Here is a 21,954-nt window from a genome sequence, read left to right as displayed (position 1 = left end):
GCAGTATAACATATTGCTTTCATTGCTTAAAAATATCTATATTTACTAAACTCTTGCGTGTAATATCTTTGATTATCTGAGTACCGGTCAGTGTCATAGCTACCCGCATTTCATTGGCAAAAAGATCAAGGAGATGCATAACACCTTTCTTACCTGCTGCTGCAAGCGCATAAACAAAAGCACGACCAATCATAACAGCATCAGCACCTTGTGCAATCATGCGTACAACATCAAGACCAGAACGAACACCTGAGTCCGCTAAAATAGTCAAATGATCCTTTACAGCATCTGCAATTGCAGGCAACGCCCGTGTTGTTGATAATACACCATCAAGCTGACGACCGCCGTGATTAGAAACAACAATACCATCCGCACCAAACTTTACTGCTTCTCGCGCATCTTCTGGATCAAGAATACCTTTCAAAATCATTTTTCCTTTCCAAAAATCGCGAATCCATTGTAGATCATGCCAACCAATTGATGGATCAAAATTTGCACCAAGCCAACCAACGTAATCATCCAATGCAATTTTCTTTTTGAGATAAGTGGAGACATTTCCAAGATCATGAGGGCGCCCCATAACACCAACGTTCCAAGCCCAATATGGATGAGTCAAAGCTTGTAAAAAACGACGTAAGCCAGCATAAGGACCAGACATCCCCGAATGCGCATCACGATAACGTGCACCAGGAACCGGCATATCAACTGTAAAAACCAATGTGCGTACACCAGCTAACCAAGCCCGTTCTAGTGCATCACGCATGAAACCGCGATCTTTGAGAACATAAAGTTGAAACCAAAATGCACCTCCAACCGCCTCTTGCACTTCCGCAATGGGACAAACTGAAACAGAAGATAAAGTAAAAGGAATCCCTTTTGCTACTGCGGCACGCGCTGCTTTTACCTCTCCACGACGTGTATACATGCCCGTTAGCCCAACAGGAGCAAGTACAATTGGTAAATTAAGTCTCTGATCAAAAAGCTTTATTGAAAGATCAACTTCACCAACTTGCCTTAGAATTCTCTGACGCAGTGCAAGTGCTTGAAGATCTGTACAATTACGTCGCATCGTTTCTTCAGCATAAGCCCCACCATCAATATAATGAAAAAGAAAGGGAGGAAGACGACGCTTTGCTGCCTTACGATAATCAAGTGTTGAAGAAATAATCATTGATGGCACCATTGTTCCTAAATGAAAAGAGAAGACATCCTAAAACACATAAAAGCGAATCCGTGTCCCTACCTATTCGATATTCTCCCAAAACACTCTATTGAATAGATAGAAGCAACAGAGACTGCAACTTTCTAAAAAAACTAATTGATAAAAACAACGTCTTTATTTCTCTTATCCAAATTTTAAATCTCATAGTATGAAATATCATTAATAACGTATCTACTCATATATTATTCATGTGCAATTGAAATGTTATACTTTCTTTAAACGAATACCTCTTCGAAAGCGATTGCTCCGCAGATTAATTAGTTATAATTTAAAGTCGTTTCTTCCTCCAAAGGTCCTTACATTATCGGTTATAAGAATATAGGGTGTCATTAAGTATAAACCATAATCTCCCCCAAAAGATGAAAAAATCCTTTATTAATACTGGAAATAAAGCTGTCGCATACATCCAGAAATCTTCTTATATCAATATTCAAAACTGAGACCTGTTACTTATTCATGAAAATTTATAAAAATATACAGTGCCTAATTCAGATAAAGTATAAAATTTTTTTAATGTCCATACTAATAGAAGATTTCCATATTGAATTGAATAATTTTCTAGCAATATTATATATTGAGACTATAAATGAGTTACTAAAAGTAAAACAATGTTTATTAAAAAAATTGTTACTAAACTGTAGTGCGAAAGTTATTTATTGGCTCTTAAGGATAAGTTTTATACGAAATAAAATATACTGATCATTTAAGCTCTAGAAAAATGGAGTCAAGTGCAGCATCCAGTCTCGCATATTTATTTTGAAAAGTGAATACGCTACTGTTATATTGAATTTTAGTAACTTATTGATTTATTATAATAATAAATATGAATAACATATTGAATATAGTAAAATTCTTTCATTTTAGATTTTTCATGATGAAATACTCAAAGCTATTCTTTTGTGCATCATAAACGGAGTTCGTATAGATACAACCTCTTGAAAAAAGAAGTACAAATGCCTCTCATATCCTCTAAAATGTAAGGGATGCGATAACTTTTGAAACTAAAAATAGAAGGAATGGCGCCGGTTTTGCGAAGCACATAATTTTCTTTTATCCAAAATACGCTTTCTGCATACATGTTATCAAAACTCCTAGTTTCCAACTCATTTAAAATGCTTGGACAACTTTAAACCCTGTGCTTGATAATGTGAGCCAACATCATGTCCATAAAGGGTTGATGGTCGATTCAGCATATGCTCATAGACCAAACGGCCAATCATTTGACCATGCTCTAAGATAAAAGGAACTTCATGACTCCGCACTTCTAAAACCGCTCTTGCTCCTTTTCCACCCGCCTCCTTATGCCCAAATCCTGGATCAAAAAAGCCTGCATAATGCACCCTAAACTCACCAACTAAAGGATCAAAGGGTGTCATTTCTGCGGCATAAAGCGGAGGCACATGAACAGACTCTCGTGAAACTAAAATGTAAAATTCGTCAGGATCAAGAACTAACTCCCTTTGACCACGATCAAAAAGAGGTTCCCAAAAATCTAAAACGTGGGCAACAGCACGTTTATCAATATCAATAACACTTGTATGATGTTTACCACGATAACCTATAAGCCCGTTTTCATCTCCCTTTAAATTAATGGAAAGACCAATACCACCAGCGCTAATATTAGGAAGATCCTCCGATATCAGTGTTTCTTGCCTTTGCAAAGTGTGCAACTCTATTTCATTTAAATAGCTTTGCCCTTTTCTAAACCGAAGCTGTGATAAATGTGAGCCTGTATGCACCAAAATTGGAAATGTGCGTGGACTAATTTCCAAATAAAGTGGACCATGATAACCAGCACAAATTTTATCAAACTCCTGAGCATTATCCGTAATGACGCGTGTAAAAATATCTAATCGGCCTGTAGAACTTTTGGGATTGGCAACAGCAGATAAAAATTCTGGTAAAGCTAAACTTTCCAAAAGAGAAACAATATAAACACACCCCGTTTCCAAAACGGCTCCGTCTCGTAAATCAAACTCATGCAACTTTAACCGTTCAAGCTTATCCAAAACTTTTGTATCAGGGCCTGGCATAAAAGAAGCACGTATACGATAAGCTTTCTCCCCTAAACGAAGATCAAGACTTGCTGGTTGTATTTGAGATCTATCAAATGGATACTGAGCCTTGAGAACGTTATTCTCAATCAAAGCTTGTATATCACTATCTGCTAAAATACCGCTTATACGCGCCATATATATTGCCTTCCCTTTTTACATTGTTTCTTTTTTGACCTAGATGATAAATTGGTGCAAGCTATTTTAAGGTGATAAAAACTATTTTTTCTGTTTTTTCCAACTAAGTTGTTATCATAAAATAAAATACTTCGAATGATGAAGAGCTCTTTAAAAATAAAATAGGAGGTATTGTAAAAATAATACCTTCCATGCTCTCTTATTCTTGAATGTCGCACAAATGATGTTATCATAATTATTCTATAGAACCCTTAAGATTCCTATTAGAATTTATTATGATTATACGCCATCTTAGCGAAAATATTATTAACCAAATCGCCGCTGGTGAAGTTATTGAACGACCAGCAAATGTTGTCAAAGAACTTGTTGAAAACGCTATTGATGCTGGTGCAACACGCATCGAAATTATTACAGCAAATGGTGGAAAAAATTTTATAAAGGTGAGTGATAATGGTCATGGAATTCCTGCAGATCAATTAACTTTAGCAGTTTCTCGCCATTGTACCTCAAAGATTACCGATGACGTACACAATATTTGCTTCCTTGGGTTTAGAGGAGAAGCCCTCCCCTCTATTGGTTCTGTTGCTAAACTTAAACTCATTTCACGAACAAAAGATGCTGAGAGCGCTGCTGAAATTTCCGTTACTGCAGGAAAAATTGTAGGACCAAAACCAGCTGCTGCAAATCTTGGAACAATTGTTGAAGTTCGTGATCTTTTCTTTGTCACGCCGGCACGATTAAAATTTATGAAAACTGATCGGGCTGAAACAAATGCTATTAGCGATATGATTAAGCGAATTGCTATCGCATTTCCACATATCCGCTTTTCTCTTTCGGGACTAGACAGAACATCTATGGAACTGTCTGCTACAGAAAATAATATTCAAGGACAATTACAACGTATTACGCAAATTATGGGAAAAGAATTCGCCCCTAATAGCATCGCACTGAATGCTGAACGCGAAGCAGTGCGCTTAACGGGTTTTGCCTGTTTGCCATCTTTCAACCGAAATAACAGCCTTCATCAATTTGCTTATGTTAATGGGCGTCCCGTGCGTGATAAGTTTCTATGGAGCGCTATTCGAGGTGCTTATGCTGATGTCATGACACGAGATCGTTATCCTGTCGCTATTCTTTTTATTGATCTCCCACCTGCTGAGGTAGATGTTAATGTACATCCAGCCAAAGCTGATGTACGATTCCGTGATCCAGGATTAATTCGTGGTCTGATCGTTGGAGCTATTCGTGAAGCATTGCAGCAATCTGGTATTCGTCCTTCTTCAACCCGTTCTGAAGCAACGCTAGCTGCATTTCAAATACAAAAACCATTGGCACAACAACCGTTAGGCAATTTTAAGAACACGTACCAATCCTCTTCTTATAGCCCACAGCCTCATCATTTTTCCGCCGCTTCAATGGTTCACAAACCATTGGATATTACCAGCTCTTTTGGTTTAAAAGAAGATGCTACTCCTATTATGGAGGGCTTAGATATACCAAGTGGAGATGCGTACATTCCAAACACTACATCTTCATCAGAAGAGTTATCTTATCCATTAGGAGCGGCCAGAGCACAAATCCATAAAAACTATATTATCGCCCAAACACAAGATAGTTTGATCATTGTCGATCAGCATGCAGCTCACGAACGATTGGTTTATGAAGCACTCAAAAATGCACTTTATTCCAAACCGCTTCCTTCACAGTTATTACTTATTCCTGAAATTGTAGAACTCTCTGAAGAGGATGCAACATGCCTTTTAACGCATAAAGATGCTTTGCAAAAATTTGGATTAGGAATAGAGCCATTTGGACCAGGAGCAATCGTTGTGCGTGAAACACCTTCCATGTTAGGAGAGATCAACGTCCAAGCCCTTATTAAAGATCTCGCAGATGAGGCCGCTGAGTATGATACAACAAACAATTTAAAAGCAATGCTTGATTATGTTGCCGCAACGATGGCTTGTCACGGTTCAATAAGGTCAGGGCGCCTTTTACACCCCGAAGAAATGAATACACTGTTACGACAAATGGAGGCAATACCCAATACAAGTACGTGTAATCATGGACGCCCTACTTATATTGAACTCAAATTGGCAGATATAGAACGGCTTTTTGGTAGAAAATAAAATCTTAAGCATTTTATCAAGAAAAATATTTTTAAATTAACTCTCGACTTTATAATATATCTTATGGCACTTTTCTTGAATCTCTTGTATCAGTAAAAAGGAATTATAATGTTTTCCGATAGTGAACGCGAAGCAAAAATTCATTATTCTAATAATGGATATGACATTATAGAGTATGGTACCTATACCATTTGTGCTGTTAGCGGACAAAAAATCCCTATAGATGATTTAAAATATTGGAATCATCACCGCCAAGAAGCATATGCTAGTTGTGAAATCTCCTATCAGCGCGAACTTGAGTGCAACCCATATCTCAAGCAATTGTTAAAAACAAAAGAAAAATAGACCCTTAAAAGCTATAAATTTAGCCTTTGCCTTTTAGACAAGAAAATTCAAGGGAACGTTTTCTAAAGCGGGTCATTACCTCCTCAAGGACCATACGACAGAAATCTTTTTGAACAAAAGCGACATTCACATCAAAGACAATAAGGTTTTTCAAATCTTTTTGCGTGTGAAGTGTCCGTATACGGATATAATCTTTAGCTGTTGTTGCTAGCCATAAATTGTGCATCTTAGCCTTTTGTATAAGGCTTTTTAAATTTTTATCTGTGAAAAAATAGTGGTCTGGATATGTGTAAGTTTGTACCACATGACCAGACAATTCTTTAATAGATTTAAAAAATTTATCTGGATTGCCAATACCGGCAAATGCCAAAAATGATTTTCCTGAAACCTCATCAGAGGCACTTGCCTTAAGATGAGCACGATATAAAGGCTTTCCAGTACGAGAAACAAGAAAAGCAACATTATCAGGCGCATCGGAGTGACCAATCAATAAAACACTATCCATAAAAGAAAACTGCGTTTTTAATGGTACGCGCAAAGGTCCTGCTGGAAAGACAGCTCCATTACCAAAACCGCGCATCGTATCAACAACGAGTAACGCATAATCCATATAAAGACGGCGACTTTGAAATCCGTCATCCATTAAAATAAGACTACATCCCTCTTTTTTCAGCCGTTGTGCTGCTGCATAACGATTAGGTGATACAGCTACAAAAGCATGCCGTGCAAGTAAAAGTGCCTCATCTCCAACATTATGTGCAGTATCATATTTCTCATTTACAAGATGTACCCCTTTAACTGATCCACCATAACCACGTAATACAATACCAGGTACGAGACCAAGTTCTTTAGCCACTTTGGTAAAAGCAATAACAACCGGCGTTTTACCCGCACCGCCACATGTAAAATTTCCAATACACAAAACTGGCAAATCAATCATGGGAGGCTGTCTTTCCATAAAACGACTTGAAAAATAACCATACCCCCATGAAACTGGAGCTAATACAAAACGCAAAAAGCTTTTATTTTTCCACCAAAAATGGGGGGCGCTAATATGCATATCTACCCTGACGCTGACGTAAACCTGTTTGTATTACAAGGGGTTGCAAAAATGGATCTAAAATCTTTAATGTACGCTCAAGTGCACCTGCCATACCTGTCGCTACTTCATGAGCCTTATCAACCATTTCTTGTCGCAATGTTTCATTTGTTAAAAGCTTATACACCTGAATAGCAAGCTGTTTTGTATCTTGAACCATATATGCCGCATCATGCGTTAAAAATTGTTCAAACATCTCTTGAAAATTTGAAACATGAGGTCCTGTCAAAATAGCGGAACCAAGCAAAGCCAATTCCAATGGATTGTGTCCACCTTTTCCACATAACGATTTACCAACGAAAGAAACTTTCGATAAGCGAAGAAAAAGTCCCATTTCTCCAATTGTATCTCCCCACAAAATATCGGTATTCATGTTTGGAACAGCATCTCTACTCCTACGAATAAAACGCAACCCCTTATTGTCACATTTTTTGATAAGATCTTCTGAACGTTCAGGATGACGAGGCACAATAATTGTTAATAAATCTGGCAAATAATTTTTAACAATCTTATGGACCTCAAAAGCAATCTCCTCTTCTCCTTCATGTGTTGAAACAGCTGCCCAAACTGGGCGATTGCCGATAGCATTACGATAACGTGCAAGTAATGCTTGATTTTCAACCAGAAAAACATCCGCCTTGAGATTACCAGAAAACGTAACAGATTTTACGCCAAGTGTATGGTAATAAGCTACATCTCTTTCGTTTTGACCAATCGCCAAATCAATATCCTTAAAAATATGTTTGGCAAGAACGCGTCGTTTTTGCCAAGCTTTAAAAGAACGTTCAGACATATGGGCATTAACCAAAATCTGCGGAATACGCATTTTTGCAAGTTCTTTAATACGAAGAGGCCAGATTTCTGATTCACAAATCAGGACGAGATCAGGCTTCCAATGACTAATAAAACGACGCACTGCAAAATCTAAATCCAAAGGAGCATATTGATGAATCAACCTATTACCAAAATGTTTTTTCACAAGAGTAGAAGATGTCACAGTCCCAGTTGTCATTAACACATTGATTTTCAATGATAAAATATAATTTATAAGTGGAACAAGTGCAAGTGTTTCTCCAACACTTGCTGCATGCAACCAAACTAACGAACCTTGGGGGCGTACATGAGAACTTTTACCTAAACGCTCTTTTTTGCGACACCACTCTTCTTTTCCACGAATAGCACGAAAGAACAAATAAAAAGGAATAACAGGACATAAGCAAAAACCAATCATCCGATAGCTTAAAAGAGCCGTATGTGCCTTTAATTCTGCCATTTAAAATCACCTCATCCAGCTATTTTAAGATATCTATATGCTTATTTTGTTAAAAAATTCATCAACACTATTGGTTGCATCCATATTTTTTTAATATCATCCATATCTTGATATAAAAACGCTTCACCACTAAGAAAATTCAATACATAAAGGACAAAAAATGCAATTTATTGCCATATTTTTTTTAAAATTTTCCCATAGGAATAATATATACACATTATTTAAATCTCTTTTAATGAAATTTTGTCACTTATATCGATTTTATCACTTCATTCTGCACCCTATAAAAATCTTACTTTAAAAATAACAAAACTATTTTTCAGTCGATTATAATTTTGAAAATATAAATGATAAATATCATACAACCTATGACATAAATTGTATCAATTTTTTTAAGCTCACTGAACAAATACTTCTTATGATTTTAGTGAGACTTTGAATTATGCACGTTGATATTTTAGTGAAAAAACTTATTTTTACGTATATTAGGTATTGTCAATTTTTCAAAAAATAATCCATATAGACATTACAATCTATATAAATACAACATAAAATATGTTTAAAAGGAATTTCAATCTCTATGATTTCATTTCAATAAAATGAATATGTAAAACTAATCTTAAAAAAACTTTTAAACGGTATAGAGCTTTCATTTTAAATTGTGATATAATTTCTTAAAGGTAATCCAGAAAAACCTAATCTTGTTTAAGAGAGAATTGCTTAAAAGCCTTAAAGCAATTTAAATAAGAATTTTCAAAATTTTAAATCCTCTCTTTTGAGGAGATAGCATGATATATTATTCCTTTTAAGATTGTATATAATCAGCACAAAATAACTAATTTATAGATTGTAGCTTTAAACGAATACTCAAGAAACTCTTATGAGGTAAGTTGGCTTCATAAACCTATTCAGTTTCTCTAAGTTTTTAATTTTGGTAAGTTTCTAACGACTTTCATGGTTTCTAAGCTTACAGTAATACCCCATTGAAAAAATTCCAATGGATAAGTAGGGAGTGCTAATAATCTCAACAGAGTAGTCATTGGTATCATTAATAATGCTACTTTTTTATTAATCTTAACGCATTAGTGTCTCATACCCCATTCAAAGGCAAAGTGACTATTCACAATATAATCATAAACTTCGAGTAATCGCTGTCATGATAATATTGCTGTTGTAAATAGGTTGATAGAACTGTCTTGCATTTTTATTAAACGTAAAAATGGTGGTGCAACAATGGATTTTATACCTTGCACGGACACCATTATGAAATGTGCTTGGGTGCCTTGAGAAATGTTTCCTTAAGAAAACATATGAATTTTTAACAGCAAGCATATTGTTTTTTACGGCATTCTATTTTACCCGAAGAACGTACCTATGGAAAGAACGATTAAACAAAAGCGTGAAGCAATCTACAGGCTATAATGACCAAATATTCAAGCTTTACTCTGCATCGCCTAACTCAGCATCAAGAAACGAATGCAAGTCTACAATGTAATAACGTTGTAATGCATTATCTACACTGCTTTGTGCTTTTGCCTGCCATGCTTCTTTAGCCGATTGATAATCTGAGAAAATACCAACCACATCTAAATCATCAGGATTCTTAAATTGATTACTGTTAAGATTTTTTAATTCCCCACCAAATACAAGATGTAAATATTGTTTTTTTGCGTTGGCTTCAGTCATATGTGCCTCTATATTATTTAGATTATTTTAGCGTGCTTTTACGTGATTAAACTAACTTTGTTTGACGAACAACATCTATCATATCTTGACAGCAATTATTTTTACCAGCAATTAAAAGTCCGTATTGGTAAGGTTCAATTCCATAAGATAGTAAAGGGGCATCAAGCGATAAAAAACACCCTCCACACTCCTGCAAAATAAGATCAGCAGCGGCAATATCCCATTCATGACAATTCGGACGAACTAATACGATATCAATTTCATCTTGAGCAACAAGAACAATACGGTAAGCAAGAGAAGGAAGATAATGGTAAAGATTGACTCGATTGAGAAAATCATCTGGTAATTTTTCTGCGAGCGATTTATCAAGCGAAATTTTATATTTTCGATGAACCTGAAAGGCTAAACGAGGAAGTTTTACCCCATTTAATGTTGCCCCTCCACCCGTGACAGCTGTATAAACATCTCCTTGAACCGGACATTGTAGAACGCCCACAATAGGACGCCCATTCTCAATAATGGCAACCGAAATACACCAATAAGGACTGCCAGAAAGAAAACCTCGTGTTCCATCAATAGGATCAACAACAAAAGAGCGTTCATAATCTTGTTGTTCTCGACTATCTTTTGTTTCTTCTGAAATCCATCCATAATTTGGACGTGCTCCAAGAAGCTTCTCTTTCAAAAAATGATCAACAGCAAAATCTGCTTCACTGACTGGAGAATTACCCTCTTTAATCCAAACATCCAACGTACACCCAAAATACCGCATTGCTAAATCTCCTGCCTCTCGACAAACGTCACGCAAAAGATTTAAATCAGAAGAATGATGCGTGTTATTTTCCTGCAAGTGTCATCCCTTCAATTAACAATGTTGGAGCTGCTGTACCATAACGCCGATCAATATCATTGGCAGGTGTTAAATGTGCTAACATATGAAGCAAATCAGAACCTAGCGTTACTTCACTCACCGGATAAGCAATTTCACCATTTTCAATCCAAAAACCGGAAGCCCCACGACTATACTGACCAGTAATAAAATCAATACCATGACCGAATAATTCGGTCACATAAAATCCATTTCGCAAATCTTTTATCATATCGCAAGGCGATACTAAACCCGGTTCAATAGCAAAATTTGTACTTGTCGGCTGCACTAATGATGCCGAACGTACACCGTGTCCATTTGTTTTAAGTCCTAATTCACGTGCTGTAGATGATGAAAGAAGCCAATTTTTTAAAATACCATTTTCAATAATATTGAGTGTTTGCCCCTCTACCCCTTCTCCATCAAAAGGATGAGAAGCATTTCCACGTAATCGCAAAGGTTGATCGGTTACATTAACATTAGGCTTCATCACTTCCTTGCCTAGGAAATTCTGTAAAAGACTCGTTTTACGAGCTACAGAGGCTCCATTGACCATAGATGCGATATGCCCTGCAATTCCACGAGCCGTACGCGGATTAAAAATAACATCAACGCCCCCAGTTGCCGCACGAACTGCACCCAAACGTCGGACAGCACCAAAACCTGCATTCTTTCCAACAGTTTCTGCTGCCTCTAAATCAGAAAAATGTAAGGCTGTTGTATAATCATAATCCCGCTCCATCTGTGTTCCTTCACCTGCAAGAGCACTACAAGAACGTGAAAAACAACTGGAGCGATAGGCTCCACAAAAACCATCGCTGGTCACAAGAATAAACCCACTACGGCCATAAGCTGTTGCAGCGCCACCAGAATTGCTTACACCTTTAACATCAAGAGCTGCTGCCTCCGTTTTTAAAGCATCTTCTGTTAAAAAATGACTGCTTGGCACAAAATCATCAAAAAGATCAAGATCTTTAGGATTCTTAACCAAACATTCTTTATCTGCCAAACCTTCAAATAAACTATCGGGAGAAGCTTTAGCCATCGCAACAGCACGTTCCGCAAGTTCTTGCGGATAAGATCCTAAATTAGCAGAAACACTTGCTACTTTTTTTCCAACAAAAACCCTTAGAGTAAAATCATTGCTCTCTGCTGCTTCTGTCGATTCGACTTTCCCAAAACGAACTGATACACTGGTAGAATGAGCATGAACAATAGCAGCATCAGCAGCATCTGCTCCAGAACGCCTTGCTGCTTCAACCAGCGAAACTGCTTTCTCAATCTGGTTTTTGTCAGTCATCATAGACTCCCTAAAATATTTTATTATTTACATTGATAAGCATTCTGACAAATTGATATAAATCAGAATATAACTCTTGTGTGTTTATTCATATGCACATTTCATGCATTCTTTTTCTTTTAATGCATTAAATCATTTCCCTTTTAGCTTCTTTATGAAAAGACGTAATATGCCGTATATGCCGTAAAATCTCTTTAGTTTCAAGATTTCTCATAGGCCCTTATCATTTTAGATAACCCAATCTGTACTGACAATTAAATCAACCGAAAATTTGGCAATTAACAAAAGGTCTCGCAATAACATTTGAATTTAAGCCAAAATCCTCAAAAATTCGAAAGCATAAAATGACTTAAGTCACAAGCCTTATGTCCTCTGGATAGTCAAATAACTTCCTTCATTCCTATAGCACTCTTTAATTTCCAAGCAAGAATCAAGAAAATGCTTTATATTTGTGTATACTTCTTTGCTTCTATAAACTCTCTCATAATAAGATGGCCATCTTGTAAACAAAAAAACATAAATGGAATAAAAAATTTTCTTTCATTATGGTTTCAACAAAATGAGCAGTCATCAACTTCTTTACTCTCATGGAGGCAATATCATAAAGAGCTCATTTTTTATATTTATCAGAAATAAGTTATAATCATAACATTCTCTCTCGTTTCTAATGCGTCTAATCGAGAGCATCTCATTTTTTTCATGCCTCATCCTTAATCGGTTATTTTGTTATTAAACAGGCATAATTTGACTGACTTCTTTTTCCTGAAACAAAAATTCTAAGATACTAGATAGCTTTTGATTTAAGAACTATACTCTTTCCTCTTTCCCCTCCATTAAAAAATAAAGAAGCGTAATATTGTCATAAAACGATAATCAATAAAACTTTTATATGAAACTCAACATTGTATTTATCTTTCAATTCAATCTGCAACAAGCGTATTCTTCCAATTAATTTTGGCAAGTTTATCGCTCATCATTGTTTTAATAGATACAAAAATATTTGCAGAAACTGGGATATCTGTAAGCATTTTAAAAAATCGCTTTTTAAACATTTAAACCAAATACATACAATGATACGAAATTAATTTTACGGAAATTAAGAGTGTGCTTATTTATCCTCTAGAGCCTTTTAAAGCTGTACTCTCTAGAAAGTCATTATCTTTTAATCAAAAAAACACTTTGATTTATCATCATAATTGATCGGTTTGTAATTTGCATAGAAGAATCAAATATCATTAATTTTTTTCCATTTTAAACTTATTTATGTTGAAGAAATCACAACTATTCGCTCTCACATCATGAATAGAGGTAATGTTGATAAAAACTATTTAAGAATGAGTCAAAATGCCTTTTATGAATGCTCTCAAATCAAAAACTATCGCAACACTAGAAACTGGCAAATATCATGACAATATCGACCTACAGATTCACAAGAGCAGAAATAAGCTTCTACAACTTTCTTTATTTTCAGTAAAAATACGCACCTTATAAGCTTTTCTATATTGAATAAAATTCAATGACTTTTATAAGATCTTTGGTGTAAAATTATTTTTCTCAGATGATTTGACTCGATTTCAACGGCTAACTAAAAAACAGATCATAGCTCATCGATTTACTATATACTCATAACTGATTGCATTCTAACAAGGCTAAGATTTCTGCACCTTTGTAAAGGTATTAACTTCTTTATAAATGCACACCCTTACAAGATGATTTTGTTTTCAGTAAGAGCACGTCTGCTCATTTCAATCATTGCATCACGAAGGTGTAACTTAACATTGCATCACGAAGGTGTAACTTAATTTTTGACCCAATAATCATTCCAAAGAAAGGAGAAAGTAAACCAGACATGGTTACAGTATGACGAATTTTGTTATCTGAAGAACCCGATTTTTTTGAACAAATATATTCATGATCAAAACTCATGTGAGTAAGAGGAAGTTTAGCATAATCAGAAAAACAAACATTTTTTATAACTTTATCAAGTATAAAAGTTACTGTAGGTCCCTTTTTAGGTTTCATGCGTCCTATAGCGCCTTCTTTGAAAGGACCAGAAAGTTCTACCCACTCAAGTTCACTATCCCAGCAAGGCCATGATGCCACATCTTCCCATATAGCCCAAATTTGCTCAGCACTCGCTTCTGTGTTAATTTCTTCGCTATATATCCATTTAAACATGATAATCTCCCCTGTTTTAGAAATGTTTTATTGCTTAAGAATAATATAAACATTATTCTTAAAAATGTAATAACGATAGCATACTTAATACTTTTAGATTTACTTAATATGTAATGATTAACTCACTAAGCGATATTAATAAAATAAACACAAAAATATTCATGATAAATGAACAATATTGTCTACCTTAAATAAAAAATATCTGTTTTAAGTTCATACAATAACAAAGATAAAAGTTACGCACTATTTAGGATATAAATGCAGATTGCATAGTTGAAAGCTTTCTCGTGAAATATATATCCTATTAGAGAAAAAACATTCATCAATAGGAAAGCTAATAATACACTACAGCTTTGACAATATGTTACACTTTTAATGTAGCTAAAATTAACAAATCAGCATATAACTTACAAAAATTAGCAGCAATACATACTTCTATTTAGGTCCAATAGCATTATACCTCAAAGCAATTTTTGGCTAGACAGAAGAAGAGATGGCCTCTCTATATGAAAGGGCGTATATTGTAAAAGCCTCGCTCTTGGGGCTATAAAAACTTCAAAAAAATGAAAGATTGAGACAAAAAACATAATGAAATCAAAATTCATCAATTCCTTTAACATTAGAATCTTTTATTTACTTTCTGCTTAACCTTTTAAAACCATATAAAATGAAGAAAACTATGAAGAAGCATTTTTTCACCCTACCGGATAAAAACGAGAACTTTCTCAAGATGTAAGCGATCGTAATTTATAGAGACGTATTGCTGTCTCACCATAAAACCGCTCATCATCTAAATAAAAGACATCAGGTAAATGAATCGTTGTATCTTTCTTTTCTTCAAGTATGAAGAGTGTATCAGCTTTTGCCCACCCCCCTCGCAAAGCTTCTACGAAAGCACGTTCACCTAAACAACGGCTATAGGGAGGATCAGCGCAGATAACATCAAATGGAAGCATTGTGCCAATATTGCCAAGTTTGGTCGCATCACGACGTAAAATCCGTCCTATCGACTGTAATTCAAAAGCTTCTATATTTTTTTGAAGCAACCCACGCCCCTCAACCGAGTTTTCAACAAAAACAGCCGCCTTTGCTCCACGTGAAAGTGCTTCGATGCCTAAAGCACCAGTACCAGCAAAAAGATCAAGAATGCGTTTATTGGTCCAAAATTGTTCTTCACGGCTAGAAAGAATATTAAAAAGGCTCTCACGTGTACGATCACTCGTTGGGCGAATCGACTGATTAACAGGCGAAAACAAAACACGCCCAGCAAATTTACCGCCTATGATCCGCACGTGAACCTCCAAATCGCTTCGAAGTTTTTGCACCATCCCTATGTGGTTTAGATTTTTTCATAGCACCACCAAACGATTTTTCCTTTTTCTCAAAAAAATGCTCATCATGACCACCTTTTATCATTTTCTCTTTATCTTTTAAAAAGCGATCTTTCTTACCAAAGGGATGCGTCTCATCATGAGATGTTTTGTCATGTTTTTGAACAAAACCTCCCCTCTTCTCTTTGTGTGCCGGACTTTCTTTTAGTTTTTCCTTGCCTCGATGAAAGGATTTTCTACCATCCAAATTGCTCTTATGATCATGCGATTTCTCCTCACTATAGGAAGGCTTTCTACGTGCACCCTGCGGACGTGCACCAGGAGCCATCCAAACATTAGCACGGCGAGAACGCGGTAGAAAACGCTCTGCTTTTCCTTCTTCACTTTTCTCCTTCTTTACATTCTCATGAGACTTTGTACTGAATTGCGCGCGACTATGTTCAACAGAACCATCTCTTGGTCGGCGCCGTATCACCCTTTCACTTGAGAAAACCCAATCATCATTTGCAACAGAACGATCTTTCTGGCATTGCTTTTCTGCAACAACTGCAGAATTTGAAAAGGGTTTCAGAATAGGAGCATCAAAATCTGCATTGGCTTGCATAATCAAACGCTCACCCAACTGATCTCGTAACATTCGCCCTTTTAACTCTTGCACGGCTCCTTCTTCTAAATCAGAGAGATGAAATGGACCATAGGATACACGGATTAATCGATTAACTGATAATCCCAATGCCCCTAAAACATTCTTTATTTCACGATTTTTTCCTTCACGCAACGCAACAGAAAGCCATATATTCGACCCTTGTTCACGTTCAATTGATGCTTCAATCGAACCATAAAAAATACCATTAATCGCAATACCATTTTTAAGGTTATCCAGCGCGCTCTGCTTTACTCTTCCATGAGCACGGACGCGATATTTGCGGACCCATCCTGTTACAGGAAGCTCTAATACACGCGCTAAGCCACCATCATTGGTTAAAAGCAAAAGCCCTTCCGTGTTAATGTCAAGCCTTCCAACAGAAAGAACACGCGGCATTCCTTTTGGTAAGTTACTAAATACTGTAGGTCTGCCTTCAGGATCACGGTTCGTGGTAACAAGGCCTGCTGGCTTATGGTAAAGCCATAAACGCGTTCGTTCTATAGGAGGTAAAGGTTTGCCATCAACTTTAATAATATCAGAGCGGCTAACATTAAAAGCAGGCGTTGTCACGATTGTACCATTCACAGAAATACGACCTGCAACAATCATCATTTCTGCATCTCGACGCGAAGCAACACCAGCACGCGCTAACCTTTTAGCAATTCGTTCACTCTCATTATTTTCATTCATTTGCGTTTCAAACCAATCTTTGCCAGTATGTTCAGAAAATTATTCACATGCACCATACCGCTTATCTTAAAAAAGGAAGTAGCATAATCATTTATCATTTTCTATCCTTTAACGACAATAATGTATCTGTTGCCTTGCAAGTTTGTTTTAAATTCTTTAAAAAATAGAGATATTCCTTTCATCATAAAAGCGTAATAGATTATTCATTCCATAGCATTTCTTATCGAGATAACCTTTAGATTTTCTATACCTTCAGTAGAAAGAATATTATGACTTTGACGCCCATGGAAATAGCCCTTTTAGAAGCGCAATGGGCTGCAAAAAAAGATGAAGTTCCCGTAGGCGCTGTCATTACACGTGGAAAAGCTATCATTGCACGTGCTGGTAACTTTATAAAATCTGCATATGACCCTACAGGACACGCAGAAATGCGCGCAATCCGTATGGCTTGCGAAACATTGCAAAGCGAAAGGCTTCCTGATTGCGATCTTTATGTAACACTTGAGCCTTGTGCTATGTGTGCTGCTGCCATTTCATTTGCACGCATACGACGTCTCTATTACGCAACAAATGATCCCAAAGGGGGGGCGATAGAAAATGGTCCACGTTTCTATCAGCAACCAACCTGTCATCACAAACCTGAGATTTATTCTGGTTTTAAAGAAAAAGAAGCTGCTCAATTACTTAAAGATTTTTTTGTACAAAAGCGATACTAAAAAATCTTCTTCTTCCATAACTTTCACTCTTTAAAAACTATCCTATTTCTCAAAAAAAGGCTATTAATTCCTCTGATATATATAGCAAAAGCTATTTCGAAGCATTTTTCTCTCTTTTAATGCTGCATATTTCTTCTATTAGATGATACATTCATTCATAAGAATAATTTATTATTTTGTATATAAAATATAAAGTCCAAAATATCGTAGATATACTCTCATTCCAAATTACATTGAATCAATAAAAACCACTTTTTGCACATCGTAAGCGGATTATCGTCTAGATAAAGAACATTTTAGAAAAGACTAAAAATATCCCTTATGAAGGCTCTCAAATGCAAGAATTGTCGCAACATTGGAGTCTGAAAATAAAATGATGGTATCAGCTTTCTCCTTCCTAAGCATAAAGCTGCTGGAGCACAATAGATTTTACGTTATACTATCCACATGAACGATGTTGTAAAATGAGCTTGAAAAATGTTTCTTGTTAGAAAACGCATAAGGACTCTCTCAATGCTGTTGTCATATGGCTATTTCATGAGAATAATACCCATCTTACAGCAGTATTATAACTGTGCGTAAATGAGAGCTTGGTATCATAAGTAATTGGAAAAATACTTTTTAAATATTTTGTCTTTTCTCTATCGACCAATAGGTGCGGTTTTTGCCGGTTGGCGATAACTTAAAGGTGGTTCAGTGAGATAGCGACGGTATTTTGAACTTCCAACTTGTGCTCTCTGACGACGTAAATATTCCTGTCGTTGCTTCGCATTCAATTGTGAAGGGTTTTCTAAACCAGCACCATTAACTGACGATCCCTTGTGAGGAAAAGAAGTATTTCCTTGATTCTTCTTCGATGCTGCCATTTCATTGACAGATCTATCTTGTTGCGGCACCGGCAAAAATCTGCGCGAACTAGGGCTTGGTATTACAAGTTTTGGATGAGGTTTCATAACAATCTGGCTGCTGTTATTTGTTGGTGTTAATGAAGTAATATTAGCAACATCTTCAAAAAACTGTATCGAAACTGGTTTATTGGTACCATAGGTAGGAGCGGATAAATTACATCCCGTTAAAACAAAGCACATCCCTAAAATTCCTATTGGAAATATTTTTATTTCACGTTTTCTCACTGCCTATTCCATTTCCTAGGTGTATGGCTGATTAATATTCCCGTTATTTATGAGAGAACGGTCCATACACAAATTTCCCCCCCTGCAGATAAAACAACGGAATTTTCTTCGTACCACAAAAAACTATATTCATCAATATGAGAAATTTACTTGCATTTCTTTCCTTTAATCTAAAATTTTAAATCTTGCCAAGAATCTGCAATTCCCGCAAAGCAGCTGCATCACGAGCAGATACATCCGGATAAGCTGGATCACTCCCAACATCTTGTGTATAACGCCATGATCGCGCACATTTTTTTCCTAATGCCTTCTCTGGATATACACCAACACCTTCAACATCACTCAAAGTAAAAGCATCAGAAGGTATTGTATCCTGCGTAATTGTGAGTGCACTGGTAATACAGATCTCCGCCATGTCCACATTTTCTAATGCTTCCCGTAAAACCGGATTGGAAATAAAAACAACAGGAGCGGCTTCTAACGAGGATCCAATACGCTTATCAACGCGTTCAAGCTCTAAAGCACCTGTAACAACTTTACGGACCTGCCGAATTTTTTTCCAACGTTCAGCTAAAGATTGATTTTGCCATTCTTCTGGTACAGAGCGAAATTGTTCTAAATGCACCGATTGGCTTTCTGGGTAACGCTCTAACCAAGCTTCCTCCATAGTAAAAGGCAACATTGGAGCAAGCCATGTTACCATACGCTCAAAAATCTCACGAACAACCTGCAAGGAGGCCTTGCGTTTTTTTGATGAAGGCGCATCACAATAAAGGGAATCCTTGCGGATATCAAAATAAAATGCCGATAACTCAATGATTGAAAAATCCAATAATGCACGCATAATCTTTTTAAAATCAAATTCGTCGTAAGCGCGATTAATTAACTGATCAAGTTCAAAAAGCCTATGTAATATAAATTTTTCAAGATCCGGCAGTGCGCCATAAGATATTTCTTCTCCATCATCATATGCTAAAGTTCCGAGCATCCAACGAATTGCATTGCGTAGTTTACGATACGAATCCACATTTGTTTGAAGAATTTTGTTGCCTAAACGCTGATCTTCCCAATAATCAGTTGTCATAACCCAGAGACGAAAAATATCAGCTCCAGATGTTTTAATGATCTCTTGCGGAACAACCGTATTGCCTAAAGATTTAGACATTTTCTTACCATTCTCATCCAAAGTAAAACCGTGTGTGATCACTGCCTTATAGGGAGAGCAAGCACGCGTACCACAGCTTTCCAAAAGAGAAGATTGGAACCATCCGCGATGTTGATCTGAACCTTCAAAATAAACATCAGCAGGCCATTTCAAATCAACCCGATCTTCCAACACAAAGCTATGGCTTGCTCCAGAATCAAACCAAACATCCAAAATATCATAAACCTGTACCCAAGGCTCATGTGCACGCTCACCTAAAAAACGTTCACGTGCTCCTTCAGCAAACCATGCATCTGCCCCTTCTGCTTCAAAAGCCCGTAAAATACGCTCGTTCACACCTTCATCTTTTAGAATAACACCATCCTCATTCGCAAAAATACAAATAGGAACACCCCAAGAACGCTGACGAGAAAGAACCCAATCAGGACGATCTTCTATCATAGAAGCTAGGCGGTTTTGACCAGAAGACGGCACAAAACGCGTTTTCGAAACAGCTTCCAAAGCCCGACTACGTAAAGTTGAACCATCCCCAAAATCTTTATCCATTGAAATAAACCATTGCGGTGTATTGCGAAAAATAACGGGTTTTTTTGAACGCCAACTATGGGGATAGGAATGCTTTAAACGCCCCCGTGCAAACAATCGATCTGCTTTAATTAAAGCGTTAATGACCTCTTTATTGGCATCACCCATTTTTCCATTATCATCAATAACACGCGCAGGTCCTCCTTCACGATCTGGTCCTAAACCTGGAACATCTTTCGTATAGAACCCTGCATCATCAACAGGAAACGGTATAGACGAATCAATCCCCGCTTGCTCCAGTAAGGACTTATAATCATTCCAAATTTCAAAGTCCTCACGCCCATGGCTTGGTGCTGTATGGACAAAACCTGTACCAGCACTCTCTGTTACGTGCGAACCATCAAGCAATGGAATTTTAAAGTTATACCCCCCAGCCAAACCTTTGAGTGGATGAGAAAGAACAAGAGCTTTCAATTCTTCAGCAGAAATAACACGCAAACGCTTCAAAACAAGTTTGGCTTTTTCTGCACAACTCATCGCTAAAGCGTCTGCAAAGAGAAGCTTTTCTCCCACTTGAGGACCAAAATCATTTTCAGCACTTTCAACTTCGTAAATACCATAAGAAATCTGCGAAGAATAACTCACTGCACGATTGCTTGGAATTGTCCACGGCGTTGTTGTCCAAATGACGACATAAGCACCATATAAATCATCAGAATTTGCTTCAAAAACAGGAAACTTAACCCAAATCACCTCTGATTCATGATCATGATATTCAATCTCAGCCTCTGCCAAAGCCGTACGCTCCACAACAGACCACATCACCGGCTTAGAACCACGATAAATCTGATCTGACATAGCAAATTTTATCAATTCACTGGCAATGCGTGCTTCTGCATGGAACGCCATTGTAGTATAAGGCGTGTTAAAATCTCCCACGACACCAAGGCGTTTAAATTCTTCACTTTGAATGGTTACCCAATGCTGTGCAAATTCACGGCATTCTTGACGAAACTCGTTAAGAGGTACCTCATCCTTATTTTTTCCTTGTGCTCGATATTTTTCTTCAATTTTCCATTCGATTGGAAGCCCATGGCAATCCCAACCAGGTACATAATTTGCATTAAAACCGCGCATTTGGAATGAACGGACAACCACATCCTTTAGAACTTTGTTTAAAGCATGCCCGATATGAATATGACCATTGGCATAAGGTGGGCCATCATGAAGAATATAAAATGGACGATCTTTTGCTTGTTGGCGTAATTGCGCATAAAGCCCCATATTTTCCCAACGCGCCATCAATTCAAGCTCTTTTTGCGGAAGCCCTGCACGCATAGGAAAATTTGTCTGTGGGAGATAAAGAGTTTTTGAATAATCTATTGTTTCATTTTTCACAGCCATTGTGAAATATTCCTGTCCACTTTTACGATTTCATTTTTGCATAACTTCCCTG

Annotated in this window: 15 protein-coding genes and 1 pseudogene; 3 read left to right on the top strand and 13 right to left on the bottom strand. The window is 36.8% G+C overall.

All coding sequences use genetic code 11. The features are described 5' to 3' along the window. Positions 1-19: 19 nt before the first annotated feature. A complete protein-coding gene (gene lldD / locus ACFIKU_RS03260; RefSeq protein WP_375641574.1) occupies positions 20-1,171 on the bottom strand; it encodes an FMN-dependent L-lactate dehydrogenase LldD in 1,152 nt (383 codons plus the stop codon). A gap of 1,154 nt (positions 1,172-2,325) precedes the next feature. Continuing rightward, entirely contained in the window at positions 2,326-3,414 is a 1,089-nt protein-coding gene (locus tag ACFIKU_RS03255; protein WP_375656669.1) for a 2'-deoxycytidine 5'-triphosphate deaminase, read from the bottom strand. A gap of 275 nt (positions 3,415-3,689) precedes the next feature. On the opposite strand from ACFIKU_RS03255, the gene mutL reads away from it, so the two are divergent. Further along, on the top strand, positions 3,690-5,543 hold the full coding sequence (mutL, locus tag ACFIKU_RS03250; protein WP_375641576.1) for a DNA mismatch repair endonuclease MutL: 1,854 nt from the start codon (positions 3,690-3,692) through the stop codon (positions 5,541-5,543). Between the two features lie 108 nt (positions 5,544-5,651). Further along, a complete protein-coding gene (locus ACFIKU_RS03245; protein WP_273787833.1) occupies positions 5,652-5,888 on the top strand; it encodes a DUF2093 domain-containing protein in 237 nt (78 codons plus the stop codon). A 19-nt stretch (positions 5,889-5,907) separates the two neighbouring features. Here ACFIKU_RS03245 and lpxK read toward each other — a convergent pair whose 3' ends face one another. The 9 genes and pseudogenes from lpxK to ACFIKU_RS03200 form a co-directional block, all read right to left on the bottom strand. Then, complete coding sequence (lpxK, locus tag ACFIKU_RS03240) at positions 5,908-6,948, bottom strand: tetraacyldisaccharide 4'-kinase (RefSeq protein WP_375656668.1); 1,041 nt, start codon at positions 6,946-6,948, stop codon at positions 5,908-5,910. Then, positions 6,938-8,260, bottom strand: coding sequence for a lipid IV(A) 3-deoxy-D-manno-octulosonic acid transferase (gene waaA, locus ACFIKU_RS03235; protein ID WP_375641578.1), 1,323 nt, complete (start codon positions 8,258-8,260; stop codon positions 6,938-6,940). Before waaA ends, lpxK begins: the two co-directional genes overlap by 11 nt. 904 nt (positions 8,261-9,164) lie before the next feature. Beyond that, positions 9,165-9,439, bottom strand: a pseudogene (locus ACFIKU_RS03230) (type ISP restriction/modification enzyme); the annotation flags it as partial. 261 nt (positions 9,440-9,700) lie between these two features. Continuing rightward, positions 9,701-9,946, bottom strand: a complete 246-nt coding sequence (locus tag ACFIKU_RS03225) for a DUF4170 domain-containing protein (RefSeq protein WP_375641579.1) — start codon at positions 9,944-9,946, stop codon at positions 9,701-9,703. Positions 9,947-9,992: 46 nt separating this feature from the next. After that, on the bottom strand, positions 9,993-10,796 hold the full coding sequence (locus ACFIKU_RS03220; protein WP_375656667.1) for a 3'(2'),5'-bisphosphate nucleotidase CysQ: 804 nt from the start codon (positions 10,794-10,796) through the stop codon (positions 9,993-9,995). Continuing rightward, positions 10,783-12,114: a TldD/PmbA family protein gene (locus ACFIKU_RS03215; protein ID WP_375656666.1), complete on the bottom strand. Its 1,332-nt coding sequence runs from the start codon at positions 12,112-12,114 to the stop codon at positions 10,783-10,785. Before ACFIKU_RS03215 ends, ACFIKU_RS03220 begins: the two co-directional genes overlap by 14 nt. Positions 12,115-13,863: 1,749 nt before the next feature. Further along, a complete protein-coding gene (locus tag ACFIKU_RS03210; RefSeq protein ID WP_375656665.1) occupies positions 13,864-14,292 on the bottom strand; it encodes a hypothetical protein in 429 nt (142 codons plus the stop codon). 725 nt (positions 14,293-15,017) lie between these two features. After that, positions 15,018-15,584, bottom strand: a complete 567-nt coding sequence (gene rsmD, locus ACFIKU_RS03205) for a 16S rRNA (guanine(966)-N(2))-methyltransferase RsmD (protein WP_375656664.1) — start codon at positions 15,582-15,584, stop codon at positions 15,018-15,020. Next, positions 15,565-16,959 (bottom strand): pseudouridine synthase, encoded by a 1,395-nt coding sequence (locus ACFIKU_RS03200; RefSeq protein WP_375656663.1) that lies wholly within the window; start codon positions 16,957-16,959, stop codon positions 15,565-15,567. The genes rsmD and ACFIKU_RS03200 overlap by 20 nt, the downstream gene beginning before the upstream one ends. Positions 16,960-17,228: 269 nt before the next feature. Between ACFIKU_RS03200 and ACFIKU_RS03195 the strand changes: the two genes are divergently transcribed. Further along, on the top strand, positions 17,229-17,675 hold the full coding sequence (locus ACFIKU_RS03195; protein WP_012754668.1) for a nucleoside deaminase: 447 nt from the start codon (positions 17,229-17,231) through the stop codon (positions 17,673-17,675). A 641-nt stretch (positions 17,676-18,316) separates the two neighbouring features. Here ACFIKU_RS03195 and ACFIKU_RS03190 read toward each other — a convergent pair. Both ACFIKU_RS03190 and ileS read right to left on the bottom strand, forming a co-directional pair. After that, the gene (locus ACFIKU_RS03190) at positions 18,317-18,808 is read right to left on the bottom strand and encodes a hypothetical protein (RefSeq protein WP_375641585.1); all 492 of its coding nucleotides are present in this window, start codon (positions 18,806-18,808) and stop codon (positions 18,317-18,319) included. A gap of 178 nt (positions 18,809-18,986) precedes the next feature. Continuing rightward, complete coding sequence (gene ileS / locus ACFIKU_RS03185) at positions 18,987-21,902, bottom strand: isoleucine--tRNA ligase (RefSeq protein ID WP_375656662.1); 2,916 nt, start codon at positions 21,900-21,902, stop codon at positions 18,987-18,989. Positions 21,903-21,954 lie beyond the last annotated feature (52 nt).

The sequence above is a fragment of the Bartonella sp. CM120XJJH genome (assembly GCF_042194715.1).
Classification (GTDB): domain Bacteria; phylum Pseudomonadota; class Alphaproteobacteria; order Rhizobiales; family Rhizobiaceae; genus Bartonella.
The sequence above is the reverse complement of the archived record's forward strand: the minus strand, read 5'-3'. Positions and strand labels throughout refer to the sequence as shown.

Bases quoted from the DNA above. Each gene is read 5' to 3' on its own strand.
- mutL (WP_375641576.1), top strand. From the start codon at position 3,690: ATGATTATACGCCATCTTAGCGAAAATATTATTAACCAAATCGCCGCT.
- ACFIKU_RS03255 (WP_375656669.1), bottom strand. From the start codon at position 3,414: ATGGCGCGTATAAGCGGTATTTTAGCAGATAGTGATATACAAGCTTTG.
- ACFIKU_RS03200 (WP_375656663.1), bottom strand. From the start codon at position 16,959: ATGAATGAAAATAATGAGAGTGAACGAATTGCTAAAAGGTTAGCGCGT.
- lpxK (WP_375656668.1), bottom strand. From the start codon at position 6,948: ATGCATATTAGCGCCCCCCATTTTTGGTGGAAAAATAAAAGCTTTTTG.
- ileS (WP_375656662.1), bottom strand. From the start codon at position 21,902: ATGGCTGTGAAAAATGAAACAATAGATTATTCAAAAACTCTTTATCTC.
- ACFIKU_RS03225 (WP_375641579.1), bottom strand. From the start codon at position 9,946: ATGACTGAAGCCAACGCAAAAAAACAATATTTACATCTTGTATTTGGT.
- ACFIKU_RS03195 (WP_012754668.1), top strand. From the start codon at position 17,229: ATGACTTTGACGCCCATGGAAATAGCCCTTTTAGAAGCGCAATGGGCT.
- ACFIKU_RS03245 (WP_273787833.1), top strand. From the start codon at position 5,652: ATGTTTTCCGATAGTGAACGCGAAGCAAAAATTCATTATTCTAATAAT.
- waaA (WP_375641578.1), bottom strand. From the start codon at position 8,260: ATGGCAGAATTAAAGGCACATACGGCTCTTTTAAGCTATCGGATGATT.
- ACFIKU_RS03215 (WP_375656666.1), bottom strand. From the start codon at position 12,114: ATGACTGACAAAAACCAGATTGAGAAAGCAGTTTCGCTGGTTGAAGCA.
- lldD (WP_375641574.1), bottom strand. From the start codon at position 1,171: ATGATTATTTCTTCAACACTTGATTATCGTAAGGCAGCAAAGCGTCGT.
- ACFIKU_RS03210 (WP_375656665.1), bottom strand. From the start codon at position 14,292: ATGTTTAAATGGATATATAGCGAAGAAATTAACACAGAAGCGAGTGCT.